The organism is Phenylobacterium sp. NIBR 498073 (assembly GCF_027286305.1).
Taxonomy (GTDB): domain Bacteria; phylum Pseudomonadota; class Alphaproteobacteria; order Caulobacterales; family Caulobacteraceae; genus Phenylobacterium.
This window is the reverse complement of sequence record NZ_CP114599.1, coordinates 19,570-39,630: the sequence shown is the minus strand read 5'-3', so window position 1 is coordinate 39,630 and position 20,061 is coordinate 19,570. Positions and strand designations below refer to the sequence as shown.

Below are 20,061 nucleotides of genomic sequence, written 5' to 3'. Positions count from 1 at the left end.
CCTCACCTAACCTCTCCCCTCAAGCGGGGAGAGGAACAGGCATCGCCGCCGCGGGACATCAGATCCTCCCCTCATGGGGGAGGTGGCGCGCGCAGCGCGACGGAGGGGGACCGCTCTTCGGGCGGAAGGCTCAAAGTCCCCCTCAGTCAGCTGCGCTGACAGCTCCCCCAGAGGGGGAGCATCGAAGGATCAGTCGATGGTGCGGGCTTCTTCCGGCAGCATGATCGGCACGCCGTCGCGGATCGGATAGGCGAGCTTGGCGCCCTGGCTGATCAGCTCGCCGGCCTCGCGATCATAGACCAGCGGCCCGTGCGTGACCGGGCAGACAAGGATTTCCAGCAGCCGCGGATCGACGTCGGCGGTCAGGGCGAGCGGGGCGAGGGCGTCGGACATGGCGCGCTTCTACTGGATCGACTGCGGGCCGTCATCGTCCGCTTCGAGACTGTCGATCTCGAGCAGGGCGGTCAGGGCTTCGCAGCGGTCGGCGACGGTCGGGGCTTCGAGCAGCGCCTGTTTCTCGGCCGGCTCGAACGGCAGGCCCATCGCCAGCGAGGTCACCAGGCTTTCCAGCGGCGCGGTCTCGGCGGTCTCCCAGTCGATGTCGAGTTCGCGGCGGTTCAGGTAGCGCTTGAGCGCGCCGGCGAAGCGGCGGCGGTCGAAGGCAGGAATATCGGCGGCTTCGACGCTGAGGTCCTCAGCGTAGGACTCGAACTCGGCCCGCACCTGGCGATAGGGGGTGGCCACCGACAGCTCCTCGCGCACCAGGAAGCGGCAGACGCCGGTCAGGGTGATCAGGTAGCGGCCGTCGGAAGTCTCCGAAAAGCTCGTGATCCGTCCGCAGCAGCCGACGCTGGCCAGGTTCGGCCGCGTCCGGTCGCCGCCTGAGCGGGTCTGGACCATGCCGATCATCCGGTCGCCCGCCATGACGTCGTCGATCATGTTCAGGTAGCGCGGCTCGAAGATCTGCAACGGCAGGTCGCCGCCGGGCAGCAGCAGAGCCCCGTCCAGCGGGAACACCGGGATCACCTGGGGGAGATCTGAAGCTCTGCGAAATGCGGCGGCCGGCATGAGGCGGCCCTTCCTCATGAGAACAGGATGGATGAAAGCCGGCGGCGGCCGGCGCGGGTGATGTCGGAGCCGGAACCGGCGGCCTCGAAGATGGTCAGCAGCTGCTTGCGGGCGGCGTCGTCGTTCCAGGCGCGGTCGGCGGCGATGATGGTCAGCAGATGGTCGGAGGCCTCGGCCCAGGCCCCGCGGGCGGCCAGGGCCTTGGCGATCTCGTAGCGGGCCTCGTGGTCGTTGGCGTCCTTGGCCAGGCGTTGTTCGAACTCGCCGGTTTCGCTCGGGCCCTCTTCGGCGAGCGCCAGGGCGGCGCGCACGCTGTCGAGATCGGCGTCCTTGGCGTCGTCCGGGGCCATGGCGGCGATCTCGGCCGCGCGCTCGGCGTCGCCGCCGGTCAGGTAGCAGCGGGCCATGCCGCCGATGGCCTTCACATTGTCGGGCTCGGCCTGCAGCACCTGGGCGTAGGCCTGGGCCGCGCCGCCGACGTCGCCGACCTCCAGGCTTTCCTTGGCCATGGCCAGCAGCTCGTCGACGGCGTTGGCCGGGGCCTGACCGGCGATGCGGTCGACGAACTGCTTCACCTGGCTGTCGGGCAGAGCGCCCATGAAGCCGTCGACCGGGCGGCCGCCGACGAAAGCGAACACCGCCGGAATCGACTGTACGCGCAGTTGGCCGGCGAACTGCGGGTTGGCGTCGATGTCGATCTTGACCAGCTTGACCTTGCCCTTGGCGGCCAGGACGTTCTTCTCGATCGACGGGCCGAGCTGGCGGCACGGGCCGCACCAGGTCGCCCAGAAGTCGACGATGACCGGGGTCTCCTTCGACGCCTCGATGACGTCGGCCACGAAGCTGGCGTCGGTGCCGTCCTTGATCAGGTCGCCGGCGGCGGCTTGGGGCTGGGTCTCGCCGATCAGGCTCATGGGGGTCTTCCAAACGGGGGTTGTCGGGACGTAACGCGTCCGGGCGCTAAAATGGTCCCTTAGAGCCTTCGCTTCAACGGGGCTTTAGGCGTCCTCGACCACGGCCATGGCCGCGAAGTCTACCACCATGGGCGCGATCCCCAGCGCCTGCAGGAAGCGGGCGAACCCGGCCTGGGACACGCCTGTGGTGGCGGTGTTGGTCAGCGGGTGGAAATTCACCCGCTCGGCCTGCGCCAGGTGATGGTCGAGCACGAAGGTCGCCCGATGGTCGACGTCGTTGATCAGGGCGAAGGCGGTGACCGATCCGGGGGTGACGCCGAGCACCTCCTCCATCAGCTCGGCCGAGCCGAACGACAGCCGCGCCGAGCCGATCACCGTGTGCAGCCTCTTGAGGTCGATCTGGGTGTCGTCCTGGGCCGAGATCAGCCACAGGCGGCCCTTGGCGTCCTTGAGGAACAGGTTCTTGGTGTGGGCGCCGGGGATGTCGTCCTTGATCCCCTCGCCCTCGCCGACCCGGAAGACGGCTTCGTGGTCGGTGGTGTGGTGCTCGACGCCGTGGGCGTCGAAGAAGGCGATGAGGTCAGACCGGGTCTTCATGGCGCCTGCTTAGCGCAAGCCCGATGCTGGCCGCTAGCGGCGCGCCGCCGGCGGGTCTAGAGCAGTCGCCAGGACATCAGCTGGAGGAGCCCATGGAGCTCGAGTGCTATCCCACCGCCGAGCGGCCGCCGGAAATCGTGCCGGGCCGGCCGCAGCGCGCCTGGATGGACCGCTTCGCCGAGCGCCACCCCTATCGCTGCCTGCCGCTGACCATGGCCAACACCACCGGCTGGGAGATCCTCTGCCCGATGGCGTTCACCGCCGAGTGGAACGGCGGGGTGATGCAGCATGACATCAAGCTCTTCCCGGACCGGCCGCACCCGGATTTCCACAACTTCGTGAAGAGCCACTTCAGCCACGGGGTGATGACCTTCCACCCCGGCTACCTGTTCAAGACCCCGCCCGGCTGGTCGATGATCGCCCAGGGGCCGCCCAACCACATCAAGGACGGGATCCAGCCGCTGGCCGGCCTTGTGGAGACCGAATGGCTGCCGTTCCCGTTCACGATGAACTGGATGTTCACCCGCCCCGGCCAGGTGCGGTTCGAAAAGGGCGAGCCGTTCTGCTTCATCACCCTGACCAAGGACCGCGAACTCGCCGAGTTCCAGCCGGTGATCCGGGGCATGGACCGCAATCCCGAGCTACGCGAGCAGTACGACACCTGGGAGAAGCATCGCAGCGAGTTCAACAAGCGGATTTTCCGCGCCGACCCCGACGCGACCAAGGAAGCCTGGCAGCGCTACTACTTCCGCGGCGAGTTCCCCGAGGAGACCGGCGAGGCCCCCAAGGACCACGTCAACAAGCGCCGTTTGAAGGGTCCGAAATTCGGTTGAGAAAAAAACGGCTGATGGTGTTGCCAACGTGCGGGCGCTCTGCCATAAGCCCGCTCTCGATTTTCGGGCGGCACGGAACACCAAGTCGCTTCGGAGTGCGGGCGTAGCTCAGTGGTAGAGCACAACCTTGCCAAGGTTGGGGTCGAGAGTTCGAATCTCTTCGCCCGCTCCAATCGGAAATCGGACCAAGCAGGGGTCGCCTTCGGGCGGCCCTTTTGCGTTTCGGCAGGGTCTTCCGCAGCGACCCGAGTTGCGCGGCCGGCGGGCCCTAGTCTATAGGTCGTGCGATGACCCTGGCTCTCGACCTTGCCGGCCTGACGAACGCGCGCACCGCTGCGCGCGCGGCCGCCTGCGCGTCGAAAACCACCATGATGATTATTATTACCCCCACCATCGGAACGGGGCGAACGCGCGCGCTTTAGACAAGCCGACGGATCGCAAGATCAGGAACCCCGCTCCCGAACAGGCAGCGGGGTTTTTTGTTGCGCGCTCCGTCGGTCCTTCATTCTCGAAAGGACTGACTGCAATGGACCACTCCCCCCTCTCAGCGGATCCCGCCAGCGCGGGGCTGGCGGCCCGCCGGTTCGCCGCTGCGCTGGCCCACGAAGCCCTGCTGGAGCAGACCGCCCGCCTGGAGGCGACGCTGACCGGCGGCCTCGAAGCGCTGCTCGCCGTCGAGCAGGCGCTGGACCTGGCCTGGCCGAGCGCCGCGCCGGCCTGCGAGCTGATCTGGGCGACCGAGGCCGCGCCCGAGGCGCTGCGCCTGCGCGCCTTCGACGGGGACGGGCGGCTGCTGCTGGCCAAGGTCTACACCGACCAGGCGCTCAAACATGGCTGAGCGGCGGACCTTTCTGATCGAAGCGCGCCCGGAGGCGGACATCGTCCTGCGGGTGCTGGCCCCGTTCGCGGTCCAGGGCGCGCAGATTCTCAGCCTGGCCGCCGAGCAGGGCGCTGGGGCGACCTCGATCCGGCTGGAGGCGGGCGGCATCGGCGCCGAGGCCGCCGGGTTGCTCGTCGAGCGGTTGCGGGCCATGCCGGCGGTCACCACCGTCGGGCTGGGTTGGCGCGCCGCGGTCTGACTTTATTTGGCTGGATGAGCCGTTTATTTACCCTGCCTGCCTAGAAGCCGCCTTCGGTTCAGCCGTCGGGGCGCGTTTTTTAGTGTTCAAAGTGTTAAATTGCCTGGCGACAGAACATGATCTGCGCCTGGTTGTTGTCGCTGGACTCGTGTGCTTCGGCGGTTGTTTCACGGCCTTTCGTCTATACTCAAGGATGCGAACCGCATCGGAACACGGTGTGCGTGCAGCCTGGGTGCTGCTGACCGGCCTGGTCGCCGGCTGCTCGGTCTGGGCGACGCACTTCATCGCCATGCTGTCCTACGAATCCGGGCTGCGCTCGGGCTTCCTGCCGCTGGGCACGCTGGCCTCGCTGCTGATCGCCGGGGTGTTCATGGCCGCGGCGTTCGCGGCGCCGGCCTTCGCGCCGGGGCGGGCCGGCAAGATCGCCGGCGGCGTGCTCGCCGGCCTCGGCGTCGGGGCGATGCACTACACCGGCATGGGCGCCTATGTGACCGAGGGCGTGCTGGCCTGGGACCTGGCGATCGTGGCCGGGTCGGTCGTGGCCGGGCTCGGCGGGGCGCTGGCGGCGATGTTCGCGGCCCGTGACGCCGCGCGGCTGTCGCAGCAGCTGCTGGCCGGCCTGCTGCTGACGCTCGCGATCTGCAGCCTGCACTTCGCCGGCATGGGCGCGATCACCGTCACGCCGGATCCGTCGATCCATGTTCCGGCCCAGATGCTGTCGTCGGTGATGATGACCCTGGCCGTGGCGCTGATCGTCGGCCTGATCATCCTGGGCGGGCTGGGCGCCGTGCTGATCGAGGGCGGGGCGAACGCCCAGGCCCTGACCCGCATCCGCCGCCTGGCCGACGCCGCCTATGAGGGCATCGTCGTCGTGCAAGGCGACCGCATCCAGGACGCCAACGCCGCGTTCTGCGCGCTGGCCGGCGCGCCGCTGGCCGACCTGGCCGGCCGCCAGCTGACCGGCGAGCTGCTGATGTTCGACGACGCCTCCTGCGTCGCTCACAACGCGCGCTGCGAGGGCGTGCTGCGCCCGCACGGCGGCGGCGAGGACATTCCCGTCGAGACCTTCGGTCGGATGCTCGAACGGCGCCGCGAAGCCGGCGAGGCGGGCGACGTCATGGTGCTGGCGGTGCGCGACCTGCGCGAGCGCCGCTCGGCCGAGGAGAAGATCCGCTACCTGGCCGAACACGACGGCCTCACGGGCCTGGCCAACCGTCGTGGTGCAGATCGGGGCGGACGACCAGCCGGCCGCCGCGGCCGAGCTCTGCGCCGAACTGCTCGAGGTGCTGAGCGCGTCCGTCCCCTATGCCGATCAGCAGTTGCAGGTCGGGGCCAGCCTCGGCGTCAGCCTCTATCCTGACGACGGGGAGAGCGGCGAAGCGCTGCTGGTCAACGCCGATATGGCGCTCTACCGCGCCAAGGAGGACGGCCGCGGGAGCTATCGGTTCTTCAAGCGCGAGATGGACGAGACGATCCGCGAGCGCCGGACGCTGGCGCGCGAGCTGCGCCAGGCGATCACCGCCGATGAGCTGGTGCTGCACTACCAGCCGCTGGCCCGCGCCGAGGACGGCGAGGTCTGCGGCTACGAGGCGCTGGTCCGCTGGCGTCACCCGCAGCGCGGCATGATCGCGCCGATCGACTTCATTCCGGTGGCCGAGGAGAGCGGGCTGATCCTGCCGCTCGGCGAATGGGTGCTGCGCCGCGCCTGCGCCGACGCGGCGGCCTGGGACAAGCCGCTGCGCATCGCTGTCAACCTGTCGCCCGTGCAGCTGCACCAGGCGAACCTGCCGGCGGTGGTGCACGAGGTGCTGATGGAGACCGGCCTGGCTCCGCGCCGGCTGGAGCTGGAGATCACCGAGACGGCGCTGTTCAAGGACTATCAGCGGGCGCTCGACAACCTGCGCCGGCTGAAGGCGCTGGGCGTGCGCATCGCCATGGACGACTTCGGCACTGGTTTCTCGTCGCTCTCGACCCTGCAGTCGTTCCCGTTCGACAAGATCAAGATCGACAAGAGCTTCGTCGAGAACATTCACCGCCACGACCGGGCGACGGCCATCGTCAAGGCGGTGCTGGGCCTGGGCCGCAGCCTGGACATCCCGGTCACCGCCGAGGGCGTCGAGACGCTCGAGCAACTGGAGTTCCTGCGCGGCGAGGCCTGCGCCGAGGTCCAGGGCTATGCGATCGGTCGTCCGGCGCCGCTGACGGCGCTGGACGACTGGTCCGAGGCGCCGGCCCAGAAGGTCGGCTGAAGCCTACGGCACGGGGCGCAGCACCCGCGGGCCGAGATTGCTCATCACCGCGCGGGCGTCGAAGGCCCCGGGGTTGTCGGCCGGCTTGGCGCCGCGGCGCATGACGATCTCGGCGCTGGCCTCGAACTTGGTCACGGTGCGGACGTCGACGCTGCTCGACCAGAAGGGGTCGCCCCAGTAGGGGTCCCAGGTCCGCCAGCCGTACGGGCCGCCGTAGTAGCGCCAGGCCGGACGCCAGTAGCCGTAGCTCGGCCCGTACCAGGGGCTGTAGAACGGATCGCGGTCGATATAGGTGCGGCGGTCGGCGTCGGTGTTGCGGTCGACGATCTCGAACCAGTCGTAGCCCTGCTGCACGGTCAGCTCGGCGGCCCGATAGAGCAGATAGCCCTCGACCGTCTCGCGCGAGGTCAGGCTGTTGCCGGAGAACGTGACCCGGAAGCGGTCGGTCTCGACCTGCTGCTCTGAATAGCCGCCCTGGACCTTCTGGCCGGTGACGTTCGGTTGGTAGGGCGTGGCGGTCGTGCAGGCGCCGAGTAGGGCCGTGAGGGCCAGGCTGGCGACGATGGCGGCGGATTTACGTGACATGACTTTCGGACCCGAATTTCCACGTCTCTCGCGGAATGTGGCGCACTAGGGAAAAACACCTGGGCCTAATTATGGTTGCGCTTGTTAAGCTCCGCCAGCTTTGCGCGCCATCAATACCGCCGCGGTGAGCAGCAGCAGACCGACGACCACCGCGAAGCCGCGGGCGAAGCGCGGCTCGGTCATCCTGGCGGCCAGGGCCGCGCCGCCGAGGCCGTAGGCGCTCATCGCCAGGATATCGAGGGTCAGGGTCGCGCAGGCGAACGCCGCCAGCTGGGCCGGCAGCGGCCGCGCAGGGTCCAGGAACGGCGGCAGCACGGCGGTGAAGAACAGCACCGCCTTGGGATTGGCGATCTGCACCGTGAAGCCGTCGAGATAGGCCGACTTGCCCTGCCTGAACGCCTGGTGGCCCGGTTCGGCGTCGTGACGGAGGGCGCCCAGCAGCGACTTGACGCCCAGCCAGGCGATATAGGCCGCCCCGGCGAAGGCCAGCAGGTGGAAGACCTGCGGGAAGCCCAGGATCAGCGCGCCGAGCCCGAGGGCCGCGGCGCAGAACCAGACCAGGGTGGCGGTGTTCATGCCGGCCACCCCGACCAGGGCGGCGGCCTTGCCCTTCTGGGCCCCGGTGGCGATGGCGAACAGGTTGGCCGGGCCGGGGGTCACGGCCATGACGGCCATCACGCCCAGGAAGGCGCCGTAGCGGGCAGGATCGACGGGCAGCTGCATGGGTCTATCGGCCGTGGTGAAACGCAGAAATGCTGAGTCCGCCCCGAGGTAATCCCCATTGCGCCTGTCGGAAAGCTCTGCGAGTTGCGGCGCCTGAAACGGAGGGGCGATGGGTCCTGAATTCTGGCTTTACGCCGCGGTCGGCTTCGCCGCCCAGTTGGTCGACGGCGCGCTGGGCATGGCCTACGGCGTGGTCTCGACGACCGTGCTGCTGGCCAACGGCGTGCCCCCGGCCAGCGCCTCGGCCAGCGTCCACGCGGCCAAGGTGTTCACCGGCGCGGCGTCGGCCGCCTCGCACATCGCCCACCGCAACGTCGACTGGCGGCTGCTGGCGCTGCTGTCGCTGGGCGGGGTCGTGGGCGGGGTGGCCGGCACCTATCTGCTGACCTCGGTCGACGGCGAGCAGATCAAGCCGTTCGTGGTCGCCTGGCTCGGCCTGATGGGGCTGGTGATCCTCTACCGCGCCTGGAAGGGCGCGCGGCCCAAGCCGTTCTCCTGGAAGTCGCCGGCGCCGCTGGGGCTGGTGGGCGGATTCTTCGACGCCGTCGGCGGCGGGGGCTGGGGCCCGGTGGTCACCTCGACCCTGCTGGGTACGGGCGCCGACCCGCGCAAGGCGATCGGCACCACCAACGCCGCAGAGGCCTTCGTGGCCGCCGCGGTGTCGGCTGCGTTCCTCGCCGCCCTGGTGACGGGGCACTGGGAGACCGAGGGCCTGCGCGACCACCTCTGGTCGGTGCTGGGCCTGATCGGGGGCGGCGTCGTGGCCGCCCCGATCGCCGGCTGGATGACCAAGGTCATGCCGATCTGGGCGCTGACCTGGGTCGTGGGATATGTGGTCACCGGCCTGGCGATCTGGCAGGCGGTGGTGCTGTTCGGCTAGGCTCCGACGGTCGCCAGGGTCCAGATGATCCGCCCGGCGGCGCCGAACAGCAGGATGGCGGTGGCGGCCAGCTGAATGAGAAAGCCGGCCTCGCGCTTCTTCGGGTCGGCGACATAGCCCAGCGCATAGAGGATCCGCCCGACGATCCAGACCACGCCCAGTCCGGCGGCGATCAGGTCGTTCCAGTAGATCGCGAACAGCCACATGGCGGCCAGGAAGATCGGCAGCCACTCCAGGGTGTTGTAGTGAACGCGGATGTGCCGCTCGAGGATCGGGTCGCCGGTCATGGCCGGCGCGGCGACGCCGCACTTGGCGCGGGCCTGGCCGACCCGCAGGCCCATCCAGAAATAGGTCAGAAGCGCGGCGACGGTGACCAGCGCCACATAGCTGTGCGGTTGCATGTTTCCCCCTGAATCGGCCGGTGAATGCGGCCGTTAGGGGGCGGAGCTTCGCACGGCTCAGCTGGGCGGGGAACACTTTCAGGCGTTCCGCGCGTTTACGGGTATCCACGGAAAATTGGAGGCCCCGCCATGCTGGTCGACTCCGAAGCGATCCGCGAGATTTCCTATGACGAGCATCGCGCCAAACTGTTCGTGACGTTCCACGACGGCGACCGCTACGTCTATGTCGGCGTCCCCGGAGAGGTGCACCGAAGTTTCCTGGACGCGGACTCCAAAGGCCGGTTCTTCGCCTATGAGATCCGCGACCAGTACCCCTACAACAAGGTCGAGGCCTGAGGGCCCTACCTGTTGAGCCGCTGTTCCTCCCCGGCTTCGCAGGGGAGGAAAGTAGGGTTAGCCCCGACGATCGCGCTTGGCGGCCACGCGCAGGCGCAGGGCGTTGAGCTTGATGAAGCCGGCGGCGTCGCGATGGTCGTACGCCACCTTGCCTTCCTCGAAGGTGACCAGGTCCTGGTCGTACAGCGAGTACGGGCTGGTGCGGCCGATGACCGTGACGTTGCCCTTGTAGAGCTTCACGCGGACCTGGCCGGTGACGTTCTTCTGGCTGTAGTCGATCGCCGTCTGCAGCATCTCGCGCTCGGGCGCGAACCAGAAGCCGTTGTAGATGAGCGATGCGTACTTCGGCATCAGCTCGTCCTTCAGGTGCATCGAGCCGCGGTCGAGGGTGATGCTTTCGATGCCGCGGTGGGCGGCCAGCAGGATGGTCCCGCCCGGGGTCTCGTAGACGCCGCGCGACTTCATGCCGACGAAGCGGTTTTCGACCAGGTCGAGGCGGCCGACGCCGTTGTCGTGACCCAGCTGGTTCAGCTTGGTCAGCAGGGTGGCCGGGCTCATCTTCACGCCGTCGATGGCGACGGGGTCGCCGTTCTCGAAGTCCATCGTGAAGACGGTCGGCTCGTTCGGCGCGTCCTCAGGCGAGATGGTGCGCATGTGCACGAACTCGGGGGCCTCGACCGCCGGGTCTTCGAGCACCTTACCCTCGGACGAGGAGTGCAGCAGGTTGGCGTCGACGCTGAACGGGGCCTCGCCGCGCTTGTCCTTGGTGATCTGGATCTGGTGCTTCTCGGCGAAGTCCAGCAGCGCCTCGCGGGACTTGAAGTCCCATTCGCGCCAGGGGGCGATCACGTGGATGTCGGGCTCCAGCGCGTAGTAGCCGAGCTCGAAGCGGACCTGGTCGTTGCCCTTGCCGGTGGCGCCGTGACTGACCGCGTCGGCGCCGGTCTGGCGGGCGATCTCGATCTGGCGCTTGGCGATCAGCGGCCGGGCGATCGAGGTGCCGAGCAGGTACTGGCCCTCATAGACGGTGTTGGCGCGGAACATCGGGAACACGAAGTCGCGCACGAATTCCTCGCGCAGGTCCTCGATGAAGACGTTCTCGGGCTTCACGCCGGCGGCGATCGCCTTGGCGCGGGCGGGTTCGATCTCCTCGCCCTGGCCGAGGTCGGCGGTGAAGGTCACGACCTCCGCCCCGTACTCGGTCTGCAGCCACTTCAGGATGATCGAGGTGTCGAGCCCGCCCGAGTAGGCGAGGACGACTTTCTTAATGGAGGACTTCGTGCTCATGGACGGCACCCTAGGCCAAGATCAAAACAATTGGATTGCAAATACGCCAACAATCGTCGCGATATTGGCGCCAGATTTTACAACAGTCTCTCAGAAGGGCGCCTGGCGCCATGAAACTCGACGCCATCGACCGCCGCATCCTGCGCGCCCTGCAGCGCGACGGCCGGATGCAGAATATCGAACTCGCCAAGGAGGTGGGACTCTCTCCGTCGCCCTGTCTGCGCCGGGTTCGGCTGCTGGAGGAGGCCAGCGTCATCGAGCGCTATGTGGCGGTGGTCGACGGAGCCAAGGTCGGGGTGGGGCTGACGGTGTTCGCGCGGGTCTGGTTCAAGACCCAGGACGCGGCGATGACGCACCAGTTCGCCGAGGCGGTGCGGCGCTTCCCCGAGGTGGTCGAGTGCTACCTGACGACCGGCGAGTGCGACGCCCTGCTGCGCATCGTCACCGCCGACCTGAACAGCTACTGGCGCTTCCAGGCCGACCACCTGACGCGGATCCCCAGCGTGCAGAGCGTGAAGACCGACGTGCCGATGGAGACCGTCAAGCGCAGCTACGAGATCCCGCTGACCTGAGGCTTAAGACTTCAGCGCGCCTTCGCCGTCCAGGGTCGACAGCGCGCCCTTCAGCCACTGCAGGTGCACCATGGCGACGATCGCGGCCAGCGTGGCGCGCAGGCCGAAAAAGATGACGTTGGCGGACAGGTCGGCCGCGTTGCGGTGACCCCAGAGCAGCGCCACGCCGACCACGAAGGCCAGGGCGACCGGGGCGATCAGCGCCGTGTTGCGCGGCAGCCGCCAGGTCCCGACCATCGGCACCATCACGCTTGCGTCCATGCGCCGCCAGGCCACCCGCGCGGCGCCGGCCATGATCGACAGGGCGATGATCCAAAGCGTGTCGGCGGCGATACTCAGCACATTCATCAGACGCTCACCTGGGTCCCGAGCTCGACCACGCGGCCGGGCGGAATCTTGTAGAAGTCGGTCGGGTTGGCCGCGTTCTTCATGAGGAAAATGAAGATCTTGTCCTGCCAGAGCGGCATGCCCGATTGAGCTGAGGGCACGATCGAGCGGCGGCCGAGGAAGAAGCTGGTGGCCATGATGTCGAACTTCAGGCCGAGCTTGCGGCACAGCCCCAGCGCCTTGGGCAGGTTGGGGCTTTCCATGAAGCCGTAGGAGATGAAGACCTTCTTGAAGTCGTCGTTGACCGGCTCGATGCGGATGCGGTCGGCCTCGCGCACCCGCGGGGTCTCGGTGGTGACCACGGTCAGGATGATGTTTTTCTCGTGCAGAACCTTGTTGTGCTTGAGGTTGTGCATCAGGGCGACGGGCGCGATGTCGGGGTCCGAGGTCAGGAAGATCGCTGTCCCGGGCGCGCGGTGCGGAGCCCGGGCCTTGAGGATCTCGGACAGCTCGACCAGCGGCACGGAATCGCGCCGCGTCTTGTCCGAGAGGATCTGGGCGCCGCGGGTCCAGGTCCACATGATCAGCACCAGGAAAGCGCCCATCACCAGCGGCATCCAGGCCCCGTCCGGGATCTTCAGCAGGTTGGAGCCGATGAACACCAGGTCGATGGCGCCGAAGGCGCCGGCGCCGAGCGCGGCCTGCCAGACCGGTCGCTTCCACATGTGCCGGATGATCACGAAGAACAGAAGGGTGTCGACGAACATCGCCCCGGTAACCGCGATGCCGTAGGCGGCGGCCAGCGACGACGACGTCTGGAAGGTGAACAGCAGGATCAGCACGCCGATCATCAGATAGGTGTTCACCTGCGGCACGTAGATCTGGCCGGCCTGGGTCTCGGAGGTGCGGCGGATGTCGATGCGCGGCAGCAGGCCGAGCTGCACCGCCTGTTGGGTCATCGAGAACGCGCCGGTGATCACCGCCTGGCTGGCGATGACGGTCGCGGCGGTGGCCAGCACCAGCACCGGCCAGTAGGCCAGCTCGGGGACCATTTCCCAGAACGGGTTGAACCGCGCATCGGTATGGGCGAGCACGTTGGCGCCCTGCCCGAGATAGTTCAGCGCCAGGCAGGGCAGGGCGAAGAACAGCCAGGAGATGCGGATCGGCTTCAGCCCGAAGTGCCCCATGTCGGCGTAGAGCGCCTCGGCCCCGGTCACCGCCAGGAAGACGCTGCCGAGGATCACGAACCCGACCCAGCCGTTGTCGAACAGGAACATCACCCCGTAGTGCGGGCTGAAGGCGCGCAGGATCGACCAGTCGTCGGCGATGTGGAACATGCCGAGCCCGCCGAGCACCAGGAACCAGGCGGCCATGATCGGCCCGAAGAAGGCCGCGACCCGATGGGTGCCGCGGGCCTGGACCATGAACAGCGCGACGAGCACGCCGGCGGCGATCGGCACCAGATAGGGCTCGATGCCGGCCCCGACGCCGGGCGCCTCCTTGAGGCCCTCGACCGCCGAAAGCACCGAGATCGCCGGCGTGATGATGCCGTCGCCGTAGAACAGCGCCGCCCCGATCACCCCCAGGAAGAACACCCAGGTCGAGCGTTTGGGCAGATGGCGCTGGGCCAGCGCCATCAGGGCCAGGGTTCCGCCCTCGCCCTTGTTGTCGGCGCGCATCAGGAAGACGACGTACTTGATGGTGACGATGAGCACGAGCGCCCAGATCACCAGCGACACCACGCCCAGCACGGCCAGCTCGGCGGCCCCGCCGGAGCGCGAGTGGTGCAGGGCTTCCTTCATCGCGTAAAGCGGGCTGGTGCCGATGTCGCCGAACACGACACCGATCGCACCCAACGCCAGGGCGGCGAAGCTGTCCCGCTTGTGGGAATGAGATTCCTCGGTCGCCTCTTGAGCGACGGCGGCTGAGTCAGCCATTCAAGGTCTCCGGGAACACGACAGAGGCTCCCAAGCGCGGCCCGATGCCGCAAAGGCGGGCGCGATTACACCCAATCTCGCCAGCGTACAATCGCCGCGTGCCGGCGTCACGCTGGCGTGACCGCCAGCGGCGGCTTGACCTTGTACGCGCTTTCGCCACCTTCGGCGCTGTTCGCGACGCAAGGGGCGCAGATGGACCGCAGATTGGCGTTGGTGACCGGCGGCTCGGCCGGGATCGGGGCGGCGTTCGCCAAGATCTACGCCAGCCACGGCTACGACGTGGCCCTGACCGCCCGCCGCGCCGACCGCCTGGAGCGGCTGTCCGAGGAGATCCGCCTGGGCCACGGGGTCGAGACCCTGACCTTCGCCGCCGACCTGGCCGATCCGGACGCGCCGCGGATGATCCTCGAGCACCTGGCCGCCCACGGCCGGTCGGTCGACGTGCTGGTCAACAACGCCGGCTACGGCGTGCCCGGGGCGTTCCTCGAGTCGTCCTGGGAAACGCATGACGCCTTCCTGCGGGTGATGCTGACGGCGCCGACCGAGCTGGCCTATCGCGTGCTGTCGGGCATGACCGAGCGCCGCTTCGGGCGGATCGTCAACGTCGCCTCGCTGGCCGGGCTGATCCCCGGCTCGCCGGGCGCGACGCTCTACGGGGCGGTGAAGAGCTACCTGATCAAGGCCTCGCAGAGCCTGCACCTGGAGACCCTGGACAAGGGCGTGCACGTCACCGCCCTGTGCCCGGGCTTCACCTATTCGGAATTCCACGACGTCAACGACACCCGCGAGCAGATCAGCCGCAGCGCCCCGCCGTGGATGTGGCTGGGGGCCGACGAGGTCGCCGCCGCCGGCTACGAGGCGGCCGAGGCGAACCGGCCGATCTGCGTGCCGGGCGCGCCGAACAAGGCCATCGCCGCGGGGGTGAAGCTGCTGCCCGACGAGTGGGCGCTGGCGCTTATGGCTTCGCAGGGGCCGCGCTTCCGCGGGAAGCTCTGAGGCCTATCGGCAGGGGCAGGGCGCGAACCTGCCGGTTGAGGGTGTTTCTGACGATAGAGCCGCCAGAAGCCTGCCGATGGGCGGTCTTTCGGCAGGTTTGGGGCCGCGAGGCCGCAGGAAGCTGACGATAGCCAAGTGTCATCCCGGTTTCGGCGCAGCCGAAGACCGGGACCCATTCGCGACGTGAAGGCAGAATGAGGCGAGGCTGCGGGCCATCCTGATCGATCAGGTGTTCATGGGTCCCGGTCTTGCTTCGCAAACCGGGATGACACCCTTGGATCACTTCGCGTAGGGCGCGGCGGCTTCGCGCAGGATGACCCCGGCGGTGGACTCGGCGATGCCGGCCAGGATGAACTGCACGGCCAGCGCGCAGAGGATCAGGCCCAGCACCCGCACGACGATGGTCAGGCCGATCCGCCCGAGCAGCCGGCTGATCAGCGGCGTCGCCCAGAAGATCAGCATGGTGACCAGCGACAGGGCGGCGATCACCGCCACCCCGACCGCCGCGCCGCCCAGTCCGAACTGCTTGGCCTCGCTGGCGTAGATGACCACGGTCGAGATCGCGCCCGGCCCGATCAGCAGCGGCATGGCGAACGGGACGATCATCCGCTCGAAGCGGCGGCGGGCGTGGGCGCGGCCCTCGCCGACCGGCGCATCCTCGTCGGCGGCGCCGGCGAAGGCGGCGGTGAAGTCGTCGCGCGCCATTTCCAGGCCGAGCAGGAACAGGATCACCCCGCCGGCGATGCGGAAGGCCGGGAGCGAGATGCCGAAAAACTCGAGCAGCGACAGGCCCGAGAAGTAGAAGAAGGTCAGGAAGCCGAGCACGAACAGAGCGATGTAGACCGAGATCAGCCGCGCATCCTTGGACTTCACCCCGTTGGTCGCCGCCGCGAACAGCGGGACGTTGCCGATCGGATCGATCAGCGCGAACAGGGCGACGAAGAAGTTGACGGCGAAGTCCCACTGGCTCATGCAGACGTCTTAGCCCAATTCGCCACGCCCGCCGACCGCCCGCAGCGGAAGCGCGCGCCTGCCTGAAAGGACGCCGCCATGGCCGTCATCGAAGCCCCTGTCCGCGCCGACCCGCGCCTGATCGTGCCGTTGGACGTGCCGACGCTGGCCGAGGCCCGCGCTCTGGTCGAGGCGCTGGGCGAGACGGTCAGCTTCTACAAGGTCGGGTTGGAGCTGTTCGCCACCGGCGGCGGCATGACGCTGGCCCAGGAGCTGAAGGCGAAGGGCAAGCAGGTGTTCCTCGATTGGAAGCTGCACGACATCGGGACGACGGTGCAGCGCTCGGCGGCGGTGCTGGCCGACACCGGCTGCGACTTCCTGACCGTCCACGCCGAGCCGCAGGTGCTGAAGGCCGCGGTCCAGGGCCGCGGCCGCTCGAACCTGAAGATCCTCGGGGTCACGGTGCTGACCAGCCTGACCGACGCTGATCTGGTCGAGATGGGCTTCCAGGAGAGCGCCCGGCAACTGGTCGAGCGGCGCATCCACCACGCCATCGCCGCCGGGGCCGACGGGGTGATCGCCAGCCCGCATGAGGCCGAGCTCGCCCGCAAGCTGGGCGGCAAGGACTTTCTGGTGGTCACGCCCGGCGTGCGGCCCGACTGGTCGGCCAAGAACGACCAGGCCCGCGCCGCCACCCCGGCCGACGCCCTGCGCGCCGGCGCCAGCCACATCGTCTGCGGCCGCCCGATCACTGCGGCCAACGACCCGCGCGAGGCCGCGCTGCGGGTGGCCGGCGAGATGGCGGGCGTCTAGGGGCGGCGGGCCGCGGCCTCGCGGCGGCGCTTAGAAGTCGACGGCGATGCCCTTGCGTTCCCAGTCGCCGAAGCGGGTCGGCTCGGGGCCGGCGGGGCCGCCGAGCTCAGCTTCGCGGGCCTGGCGCTCCTGCTCGGCGGCGTGGCGGGCGGCGGCCTCTTCCAGGGCGCGGCGGGCGGCGGGGGTCAGCACCTTCCCCGGGGCGGCGTTGGGCGGTTCGCTCATGGGGCTGAGATAGAGACTTCGAGGCCGGGACGCTAGGCCGCGCGCGGCCCGACCAGGGTGCGGGCGGGGGCGCCGTGGGTCAGGGCGCCTAAGATCCGCGCCACCCGCGGCGAGCCGGCGTCGGCCTGGCGATAGGCCAGGCCCACCTCGCGGCGCAGCGTCAGGTCGGCGAGCGGGCGGGTGACGATGGCGCCGTCGGCCGGGGCGACGCCTTCGGGGATCACCGTCACGCCGAGGCCGGCCTCGACCAGGGCGAGGGCCCACTCCTCGCTGGCGGCGACGGCGACGACCTGCGGCTTGAAACCGAGGTCGGCGGTCTGGTCGGCGTTCTCGCAGTGGCAGCGGGCGACCAGCGGCAGGCCCTCGAGATCGGCCAGGGCCAGCTGCGGCTTCAGGCGCAGCGGGTGGCGCGGCGGCAGGGCCAGCACGTAGCCCTCGGACCACAGGGGCGAGAACGCCTCGTCCTCGCCCAGCATGGTCCGCGAGACGATCCGCGCGTCGCAGGGGGCGTCGACCTCGGCCAGCAGCAGCCGCAGGTCTGCGGCGGCGGTCAGCGGCTGCAGCAGGGCGAGCACCCGCGGGATGTCGAGACTGCGCATCAGCCCCAGGGTCACCTCGCCGGCCGGGGCCGGCTCGAACAGCGACTTGAGCGACAGGGCGTCGTCCACCACCCGCCGGGCGCGGGGATAGAGGGCGTCGGCCGCCGCGGTCGCCGCCACGCCCTTGCGATGGCGGACGAAGAGGACGGCGCCCAGCTCGCGCTCCAGCGCCGCCAGGGCGGCCGAGATCGACGGCTGGGAAATGAAGCAACGCCGGGCGGCGGCGGTGACGCTGCCGGTCTCGTAGACCGCCAGGAAATAGCGCAGTTCCCGCAGTTCCATAGTCATCACCTATGGCAAAGTTCAGATATCTATATTTTACGTATGGATGGGCGCGCGCAAGGCTGAAAGGAGATCAGGAGATCCCGATGCCGTCCCACGCCCTGTCCCGCCGCCTTGTCCTGACCGCGCTCGCCGCCGCCTCGCTGGCGGCCTGCGCGGCGCCCGCGCCGAATGCTCCCGCCGCGCCGCGCCCGCCGCCGGCCGCCCATCCGCCGGCCGGCATGACGCTGAGCGCGCTGCCCTCGGGCTCCACGCAGTCGACGGCCGGCATGGCCTTCGAGGGCGGCCGGCGCAATGAGGCGCGCACCTTCGTGACCGGGGCGATCCTGGTCGATCACCCCAAGGGCGCGCTGCTGTTCGACGCCGGGTACGGGCGCGACCTGGCCGAGCACTTCAAGACCGCCCCGTCGATCATGCAGGCGCTGATCAAGCCGCAGCTGACGACGCCCGTGGCCGAGCAGCTGGCGGCCGGCGGCGTGCCGCCCTCGCGGCTGAAGGCGGTGGTGCTGACCCACGCCCATTGGGACCACGTCAGCGGCCTGCAGCATCTGGCCGGCGTTCCGGTCTGGGTTCCCAAGGCCGAGCTTGGCTTCGTGACCAGCGGCGACGGCGCGGCCAAGCTCGCCCGCAAGCTGGGGCTCGCCGACTACAAGACCTACGACTTTCCCGACGGCCCCTATCTCGGCTTCGCGCGGAGCTGGGACGTGTTCGAGGACGGCAGCGTGGTGCTGGTCCCGGCGCCGGGCCACACGCCGGGCTCGATCGCCGCCTTCGTCAGCACCCCGGACGGCAAGCGTTATGTGCTGGTCGGCGACACCGCCTGGCAGGCCGAGGGCGTCGAGCTTCCGGCGCAGAAGCCGATGCTGAGCCGACTGATGGTCGACGACGAGGGGCCGGCGACCTGGGCCATGCTGCAGCGTCTGCACGCCGCGCGGCAGGCCGTGCCCGGGCTGATCGTGGTGCCGGCCCATGACGACCGGGTGTGGCGGCGGCTGCCGCAGTTCGCCGGCGTCAGTCCGAGCCCAGCAGCGCCTTCGCCGCCACGGTCTTGAGCCGCAGGCCCTCGATCTCGCGGAAGGCGAGGTCCTTGGCCCCGAAGTACTCGGCCTGGTTCGTGGCGTTCCAGTCGGTGGTGGCGATGCGGACGGTCTCGGCGGCCGGTTCGCCCAGGACGGCGGCGTAGAGGAAGTCGCCGTTGCGGTCGGCCAGCGGCATCGGCCGGTCCTGGTTGGCGCGGGCCATGAAGCCGGCGAGCCGCTCACGCGAGACCTCGGCGACCATCAGCTTGCCCTCGAAGCGGACCACGGCGTCGAAGGCGTGGCGCGAGACCGGGCCGGCGGGCAGGCCGGTCCCGAGCGTGGTGTGGCCGATGAAACCGGCGTCGGCGCCGGCGGCGCGGGCGATGGCGGCGGCTGTCGCGCGGCCGGTGTCGCCGAGCGACAGGGCGGCGGGCGAGGTCCCGAGGATCGCGCGTTCTTCGTCGGTCAGCGTCCGGGCGAGGACGGCGGGGATCAGCAGGGCCAGCTGCGGCGCGACCGGGCCGTCGAGGGCGACGGGAACGGAGGCGGCCTCGCCCGGGCCGGCGGCGCGCAGGGTCACGGCGGTGTAGGCGTTGCTCCACGAGCCGGTGTGCACGTAGAGGTTGCGCCCCTGGCGGTGCTGGAACAGCAGGTGGTTGTGGCCGCCGATCATCAGCGCGCCGTCCGGCAGCAGGGGCAGGATCTCGCGGTCGGCCGCGACTCCGGCGTGGCTGAGCACCATGGCGAGGTCGGCGCCGGCGAGCGCGGCGGCGAGGTGGGCGCGGGCCCAGTCGCCCGGGACCGGGATCTGCAGCGTCGGCCGGCTGACGGCCGGATAGGTGTTGATTGAGTTGGTGGCGACGCCGACCACGCGCAGGGTGCGCCGGCCCAGCGGCAGGTCGACCTGGGCCGGGGCATAGGGCGCGCCGGTGCGCGCATCGACGATGTTGGACACCACGCTGACGCCGAGGCCGCGCAGGCGGGCGACCACCTCGGCGAGGTCGGTGGTGATGTCGTTGTCGTGATTGCCGAGATTGACCACCGTCGGGGCGAGCTTCGGCAGGGCGGCGAGGAACGCCCAGTCGATCTCGCCGCCTGAGCGGACCGCCGCGACGTTGCCGTGCTCGAAGATGTCGCCGTCGATGGCGATCACGTGCGGGACCGCGTGGGCGGCGACCTCGGCGGCGAGGGCGGCGAGCAGCTGGCCGGTGCGCTCATAGGCCGAATGCAGGTCGCACATGGCCAGCACCCGCCCGACGATCGGGGCCGGCGGGGAAAGGCCGCTCAGCAGCGGGGCGGCGGCGAGGCCGGCGAGCAGGCGGCGGCGGTCAGGGAAACGGGCGTCGGGCACGGAGCCTGATTTCCACCATTTCAGTGGTCAGGCAATG

General features: G+C 69.5%; 24 protein-coding genes, 1 tRNA gene and 1 pseudogene. 12 read left to right on the top strand and 14 right to left on the bottom strand.

From position 1 onward, the window contains the following. Positions 1 to 189: 189 nt before the first annotated feature. From O4N75_RS00185 to O4N75_RS00170, 4 genes are all read right to left on the bottom strand, one after another. The gene (locus O4N75_RS00185; protein ID WP_269627408.1) at positions 190 to 393 is read right to left on the bottom strand and encodes a Trm112 family protein; all 204 of its coding nucleotides are present in this window, start codon (positions 391 to 393) and stop codon (positions 190 to 192) included. A gap of 9 nt (positions 394 to 402) precedes the next feature. Next, positions 403 to 1,068, bottom strand: coding sequence for an LON peptidase substrate-binding domain-containing protein (locus O4N75_RS00180; protein WP_267230927.1), 666 nt, complete (start codon positions 1,066 to 1,068; stop codon positions 403 to 405). A gap of 14 nt (positions 1,069 to 1,082) precedes the next feature. Then, positions 1,083 to 1,982: a co-chaperone YbbN gene (locus O4N75_RS00175; RefSeq protein WP_269627407.1), complete on the bottom strand. Its 900-nt coding sequence runs from the start codon at positions 1,980 to 1,982 to the stop codon at positions 1,083 to 1,085. A gap of 84 nt (positions 1,983 to 2,066) precedes the next feature. Next, positions 2,067 to 2,579 carry a YbaK/EbsC family protein gene (locus O4N75_RS00170; RefSeq protein ID WP_269627406.1) on the bottom strand — a complete coding sequence of 171 codons (513 nt, stop codon included), beginning with the start codon at positions 2,577 to 2,579 and terminating at the stop codon, positions 2,067 to 2,069. Positions 2,580 to 2,671: 92 nt separating this feature from the next. On the opposite strand from O4N75_RS00170, the gene O4N75_RS00165 reads away from it, so the two are divergent. The 6 genes and pseudogenes from O4N75_RS00165 to O4N75_RS00140 all read left to right on the top strand — a co-directional run. Continuing rightward, positions 2,672 to 3,412 carry a DUF6065 family protein gene (locus O4N75_RS00165; RefSeq protein ID WP_269627405.1) on the top strand — a complete coding sequence of 247 codons (741 nt, stop codon included), beginning with the start codon at positions 2,672 to 2,674 and terminating at the stop codon, positions 3,410 to 3,412. A gap of 97 nt (positions 3,413 to 3,509) precedes the next feature. Then, positions 3,510 to 3,584 (top strand) — tRNA-Gly (locus tag O4N75_RS00160). Between the two features lie 115 nt (positions 3,585 to 3,699). After that, entirely contained in the window at positions 3,700 to 3,834 is a 135-nt protein-coding gene (locus O4N75_RS00155) for a hypothetical protein (RefSeq protein WP_267230923.1), read from the top strand. Between the two features lie 104 nt (positions 3,835 to 3,938). Further along, entirely contained in the window at positions 3,939 to 4,250 is a 312-nt protein-coding gene (locus O4N75_RS00150; protein ID WP_269627404.1) for a hypothetical protein, read from the top strand. After that, positions 4,243 to 4,491, top strand: coding sequence for a hypothetical protein (locus O4N75_RS00145; protein WP_269627403.1), 249 nt, complete (start codon positions 4,243 to 4,245; stop codon positions 4,489 to 4,491). The genes O4N75_RS00150 and O4N75_RS00145 overlap by 8 nt, the downstream gene beginning before the upstream one ends. 82 nt (positions 4,492 to 4,573) lie before the next feature. Continuing rightward, positions 4,574 to 6,701, top strand: a pseudogene (locus O4N75_RS00140) (EAL domain-containing protein); the annotation flags it as partial. A 42-nt stretch (positions 6,702 to 6,743) separates the two neighbouring features. On the opposite strand, the gene O4N75_RS00135 reads toward O4N75_RS00140, so the two are convergent. Next, entirely contained in the window at positions 6,744 to 7,325 is a 582-nt protein-coding gene (locus tag O4N75_RS00135; protein WP_269627402.1) for a hypothetical protein, read from the bottom strand. Between the two features lie 84 nt (positions 7,326 to 7,409). Further along, positions 7,410 to 8,048, bottom strand: coding sequence for a LysE family translocator (locus O4N75_RS00130; RefSeq protein ID WP_269627401.1), 639 nt, complete (start codon positions 8,046 to 8,048; stop codon positions 7,410 to 7,412). A 109-nt stretch (positions 8,049 to 8,157) separates the two neighbouring features. Between O4N75_RS00130 and O4N75_RS00125 the strand changes: the two genes are divergently transcribed. Beyond that, positions 8,158 to 8,928 (top strand): sulfite exporter TauE/SafE family protein, encoded by a 771-nt coding sequence (locus O4N75_RS00125; RefSeq protein ID WP_269627400.1) that lies wholly within the window; start codon positions 8,158 to 8,160, stop codon positions 8,926 to 8,928. Here the strand turns inward: O4N75_RS00125 and O4N75_RS00120 are convergent. After that, positions 8,925 to 9,329 carry an MAPEG family protein gene (locus O4N75_RS00120; protein ID WP_269627399.1) on the bottom strand — a complete coding sequence of 135 codons (405 nt, stop codon included), beginning with the start codon at positions 9,327 to 9,329 and terminating at the stop codon, positions 8,925 to 8,927. The two genes, O4N75_RS00125 and O4N75_RS00120, sit on opposite strands and share 4 nt — an antisense overlap. A 129-nt stretch (positions 9,330 to 9,458) precedes the next feature. Between O4N75_RS00120 and O4N75_RS00115 the strand changes: the two genes are divergently transcribed. Next, positions 9,459 to 9,665, top strand: a complete 207-nt coding sequence (locus tag O4N75_RS00115) for a KTSC domain-containing protein (RefSeq protein ID WP_267230916.1) — start codon at positions 9,459 to 9,461, stop codon at positions 9,663 to 9,665. Between the two features lie 57 nt (positions 9,666 to 9,722). Here the strand turns inward: O4N75_RS00115 and O4N75_RS00110 are convergent, their stop codons facing one another. After that, entirely contained in the window at positions 9,723 to 10,952 is a 1,230-nt protein-coding gene (locus tag O4N75_RS00110; protein WP_269627398.1) for an argininosuccinate synthase, read from the bottom strand. A 110-nt stretch (positions 10,953 to 11,062) separates the two neighbouring features. Between O4N75_RS00110 and O4N75_RS00105 the strand changes: the two genes are divergently transcribed. Beyond that, on the top strand, positions 11,063 to 11,524 hold the full coding sequence (locus O4N75_RS00105; RefSeq protein WP_269627397.1) for an Lrp/AsnC family transcriptional regulator: 462 nt from the start codon (positions 11,063 to 11,065) through the stop codon (positions 11,522 to 11,524). 3 nt (positions 11,525 to 11,527) lie between these two features. Here the strand turns inward: O4N75_RS00105 and O4N75_RS00100 are convergent, their stop codons facing one another. Together O4N75_RS00100 and O4N75_RS00095 are read right to left on the bottom strand one after the other, a co-directional pair. Continuing rightward, positions 11,528 to 11,872, bottom strand: coding sequence for a hypothetical protein (locus O4N75_RS00100; protein WP_269627396.1), 345 nt, complete (start codon positions 11,870 to 11,872; stop codon positions 11,528 to 11,530). Further along, entirely contained in the window at positions 11,872 to 13,788 is a 1,917-nt protein-coding gene (locus tag O4N75_RS00095) for a potassium transporter Kup (protein WP_269627395.1), read from the bottom strand. The genes O4N75_RS00100 and O4N75_RS00095 overlap by 1 nt, the downstream gene beginning before the upstream one ends. Before the next feature lie 192 nt (positions 13,789 to 13,980). On the opposite strand from O4N75_RS00095, the gene O4N75_RS00090 reads away from it, so the two are divergent. Further along, on the top strand, positions 13,981 to 14,784 hold the full coding sequence (locus O4N75_RS00090) for an SDR family oxidoreductase (protein ID WP_269627394.1): 804 nt from the start codon (positions 13,981 to 13,983) through the stop codon (positions 14,782 to 14,784). Positions 14,785 to 15,063: 279 nt separating this feature from the next. Here the strand turns inward: O4N75_RS00090 and O4N75_RS00085 are convergent, their stop codons facing one another. Further along, positions 15,064 to 15,756 (bottom strand): MarC family protein, encoded by a 693-nt coding sequence (locus O4N75_RS00085; RefSeq protein WP_267230911.1) that lies wholly within the window; start codon positions 15,754 to 15,756, stop codon positions 15,064 to 15,066. A 78-nt stretch (positions 15,757 to 15,834) separates the two neighbouring features. Between O4N75_RS00085 and pyrF the strand changes: the two genes are divergently transcribed. Then, a complete protein-coding gene (gene pyrF / locus O4N75_RS00080) occupies positions 15,835 to 16,548 on the top strand; it encodes an orotidine-5'-phosphate decarboxylase (protein WP_269627393.1) in 714 nt (237 codons plus the stop codon). Positions 16,549 to 16,578: 30 nt separating this feature from the next. Here pyrF and O4N75_RS00075 read toward each other — a convergent pair whose 3' ends face one another. Next, positions 16,579 to 16,773 (bottom strand): DUF1674 domain-containing protein, encoded by a 195-nt coding sequence (locus tag O4N75_RS00075; RefSeq protein ID WP_267230909.1) that lies wholly within the window; start codon positions 16,771 to 16,773, stop codon positions 16,579 to 16,581. Positions 16,774 to 16,805: 32 nt separating this feature from the next. Continuing rightward, positions 16,806 to 17,654, bottom strand: coding sequence for a LysR family transcriptional regulator (locus tag O4N75_RS00070; protein ID WP_269627392.1), 849 nt, complete (start codon positions 17,652 to 17,654; stop codon positions 16,806 to 16,808). Between the two features lie 86 nt (positions 17,655 to 17,740). On the opposite strand from O4N75_RS00070, the gene O4N75_RS00065 reads away from it, so the two are divergent. Continuing rightward, positions 17,741 to 18,706: an MBL fold metallo-hydrolase gene (locus tag O4N75_RS00065; RefSeq protein ID WP_269627391.1), complete on the top strand. Its 966-nt coding sequence runs from the start codon at positions 17,741 to 17,743 to the stop codon at positions 18,704 to 18,706. On the opposite strand, the gene O4N75_RS00060 is transcribed toward O4N75_RS00065, so the two are convergent. Next, on the bottom strand, positions 18,666 to 20,024 hold the full coding sequence (locus tag O4N75_RS00060) for a metallophosphoesterase (RefSeq protein WP_269627390.1): 1,359 nt from the start codon (positions 20,022 to 20,024) through the stop codon (positions 18,666 to 18,668). The genes O4N75_RS00065 and O4N75_RS00060 overlap by 41 nt on opposite strands. Between the last annotated feature and the right edge of the window lie 37 nt (positions 20,025 to 20,061).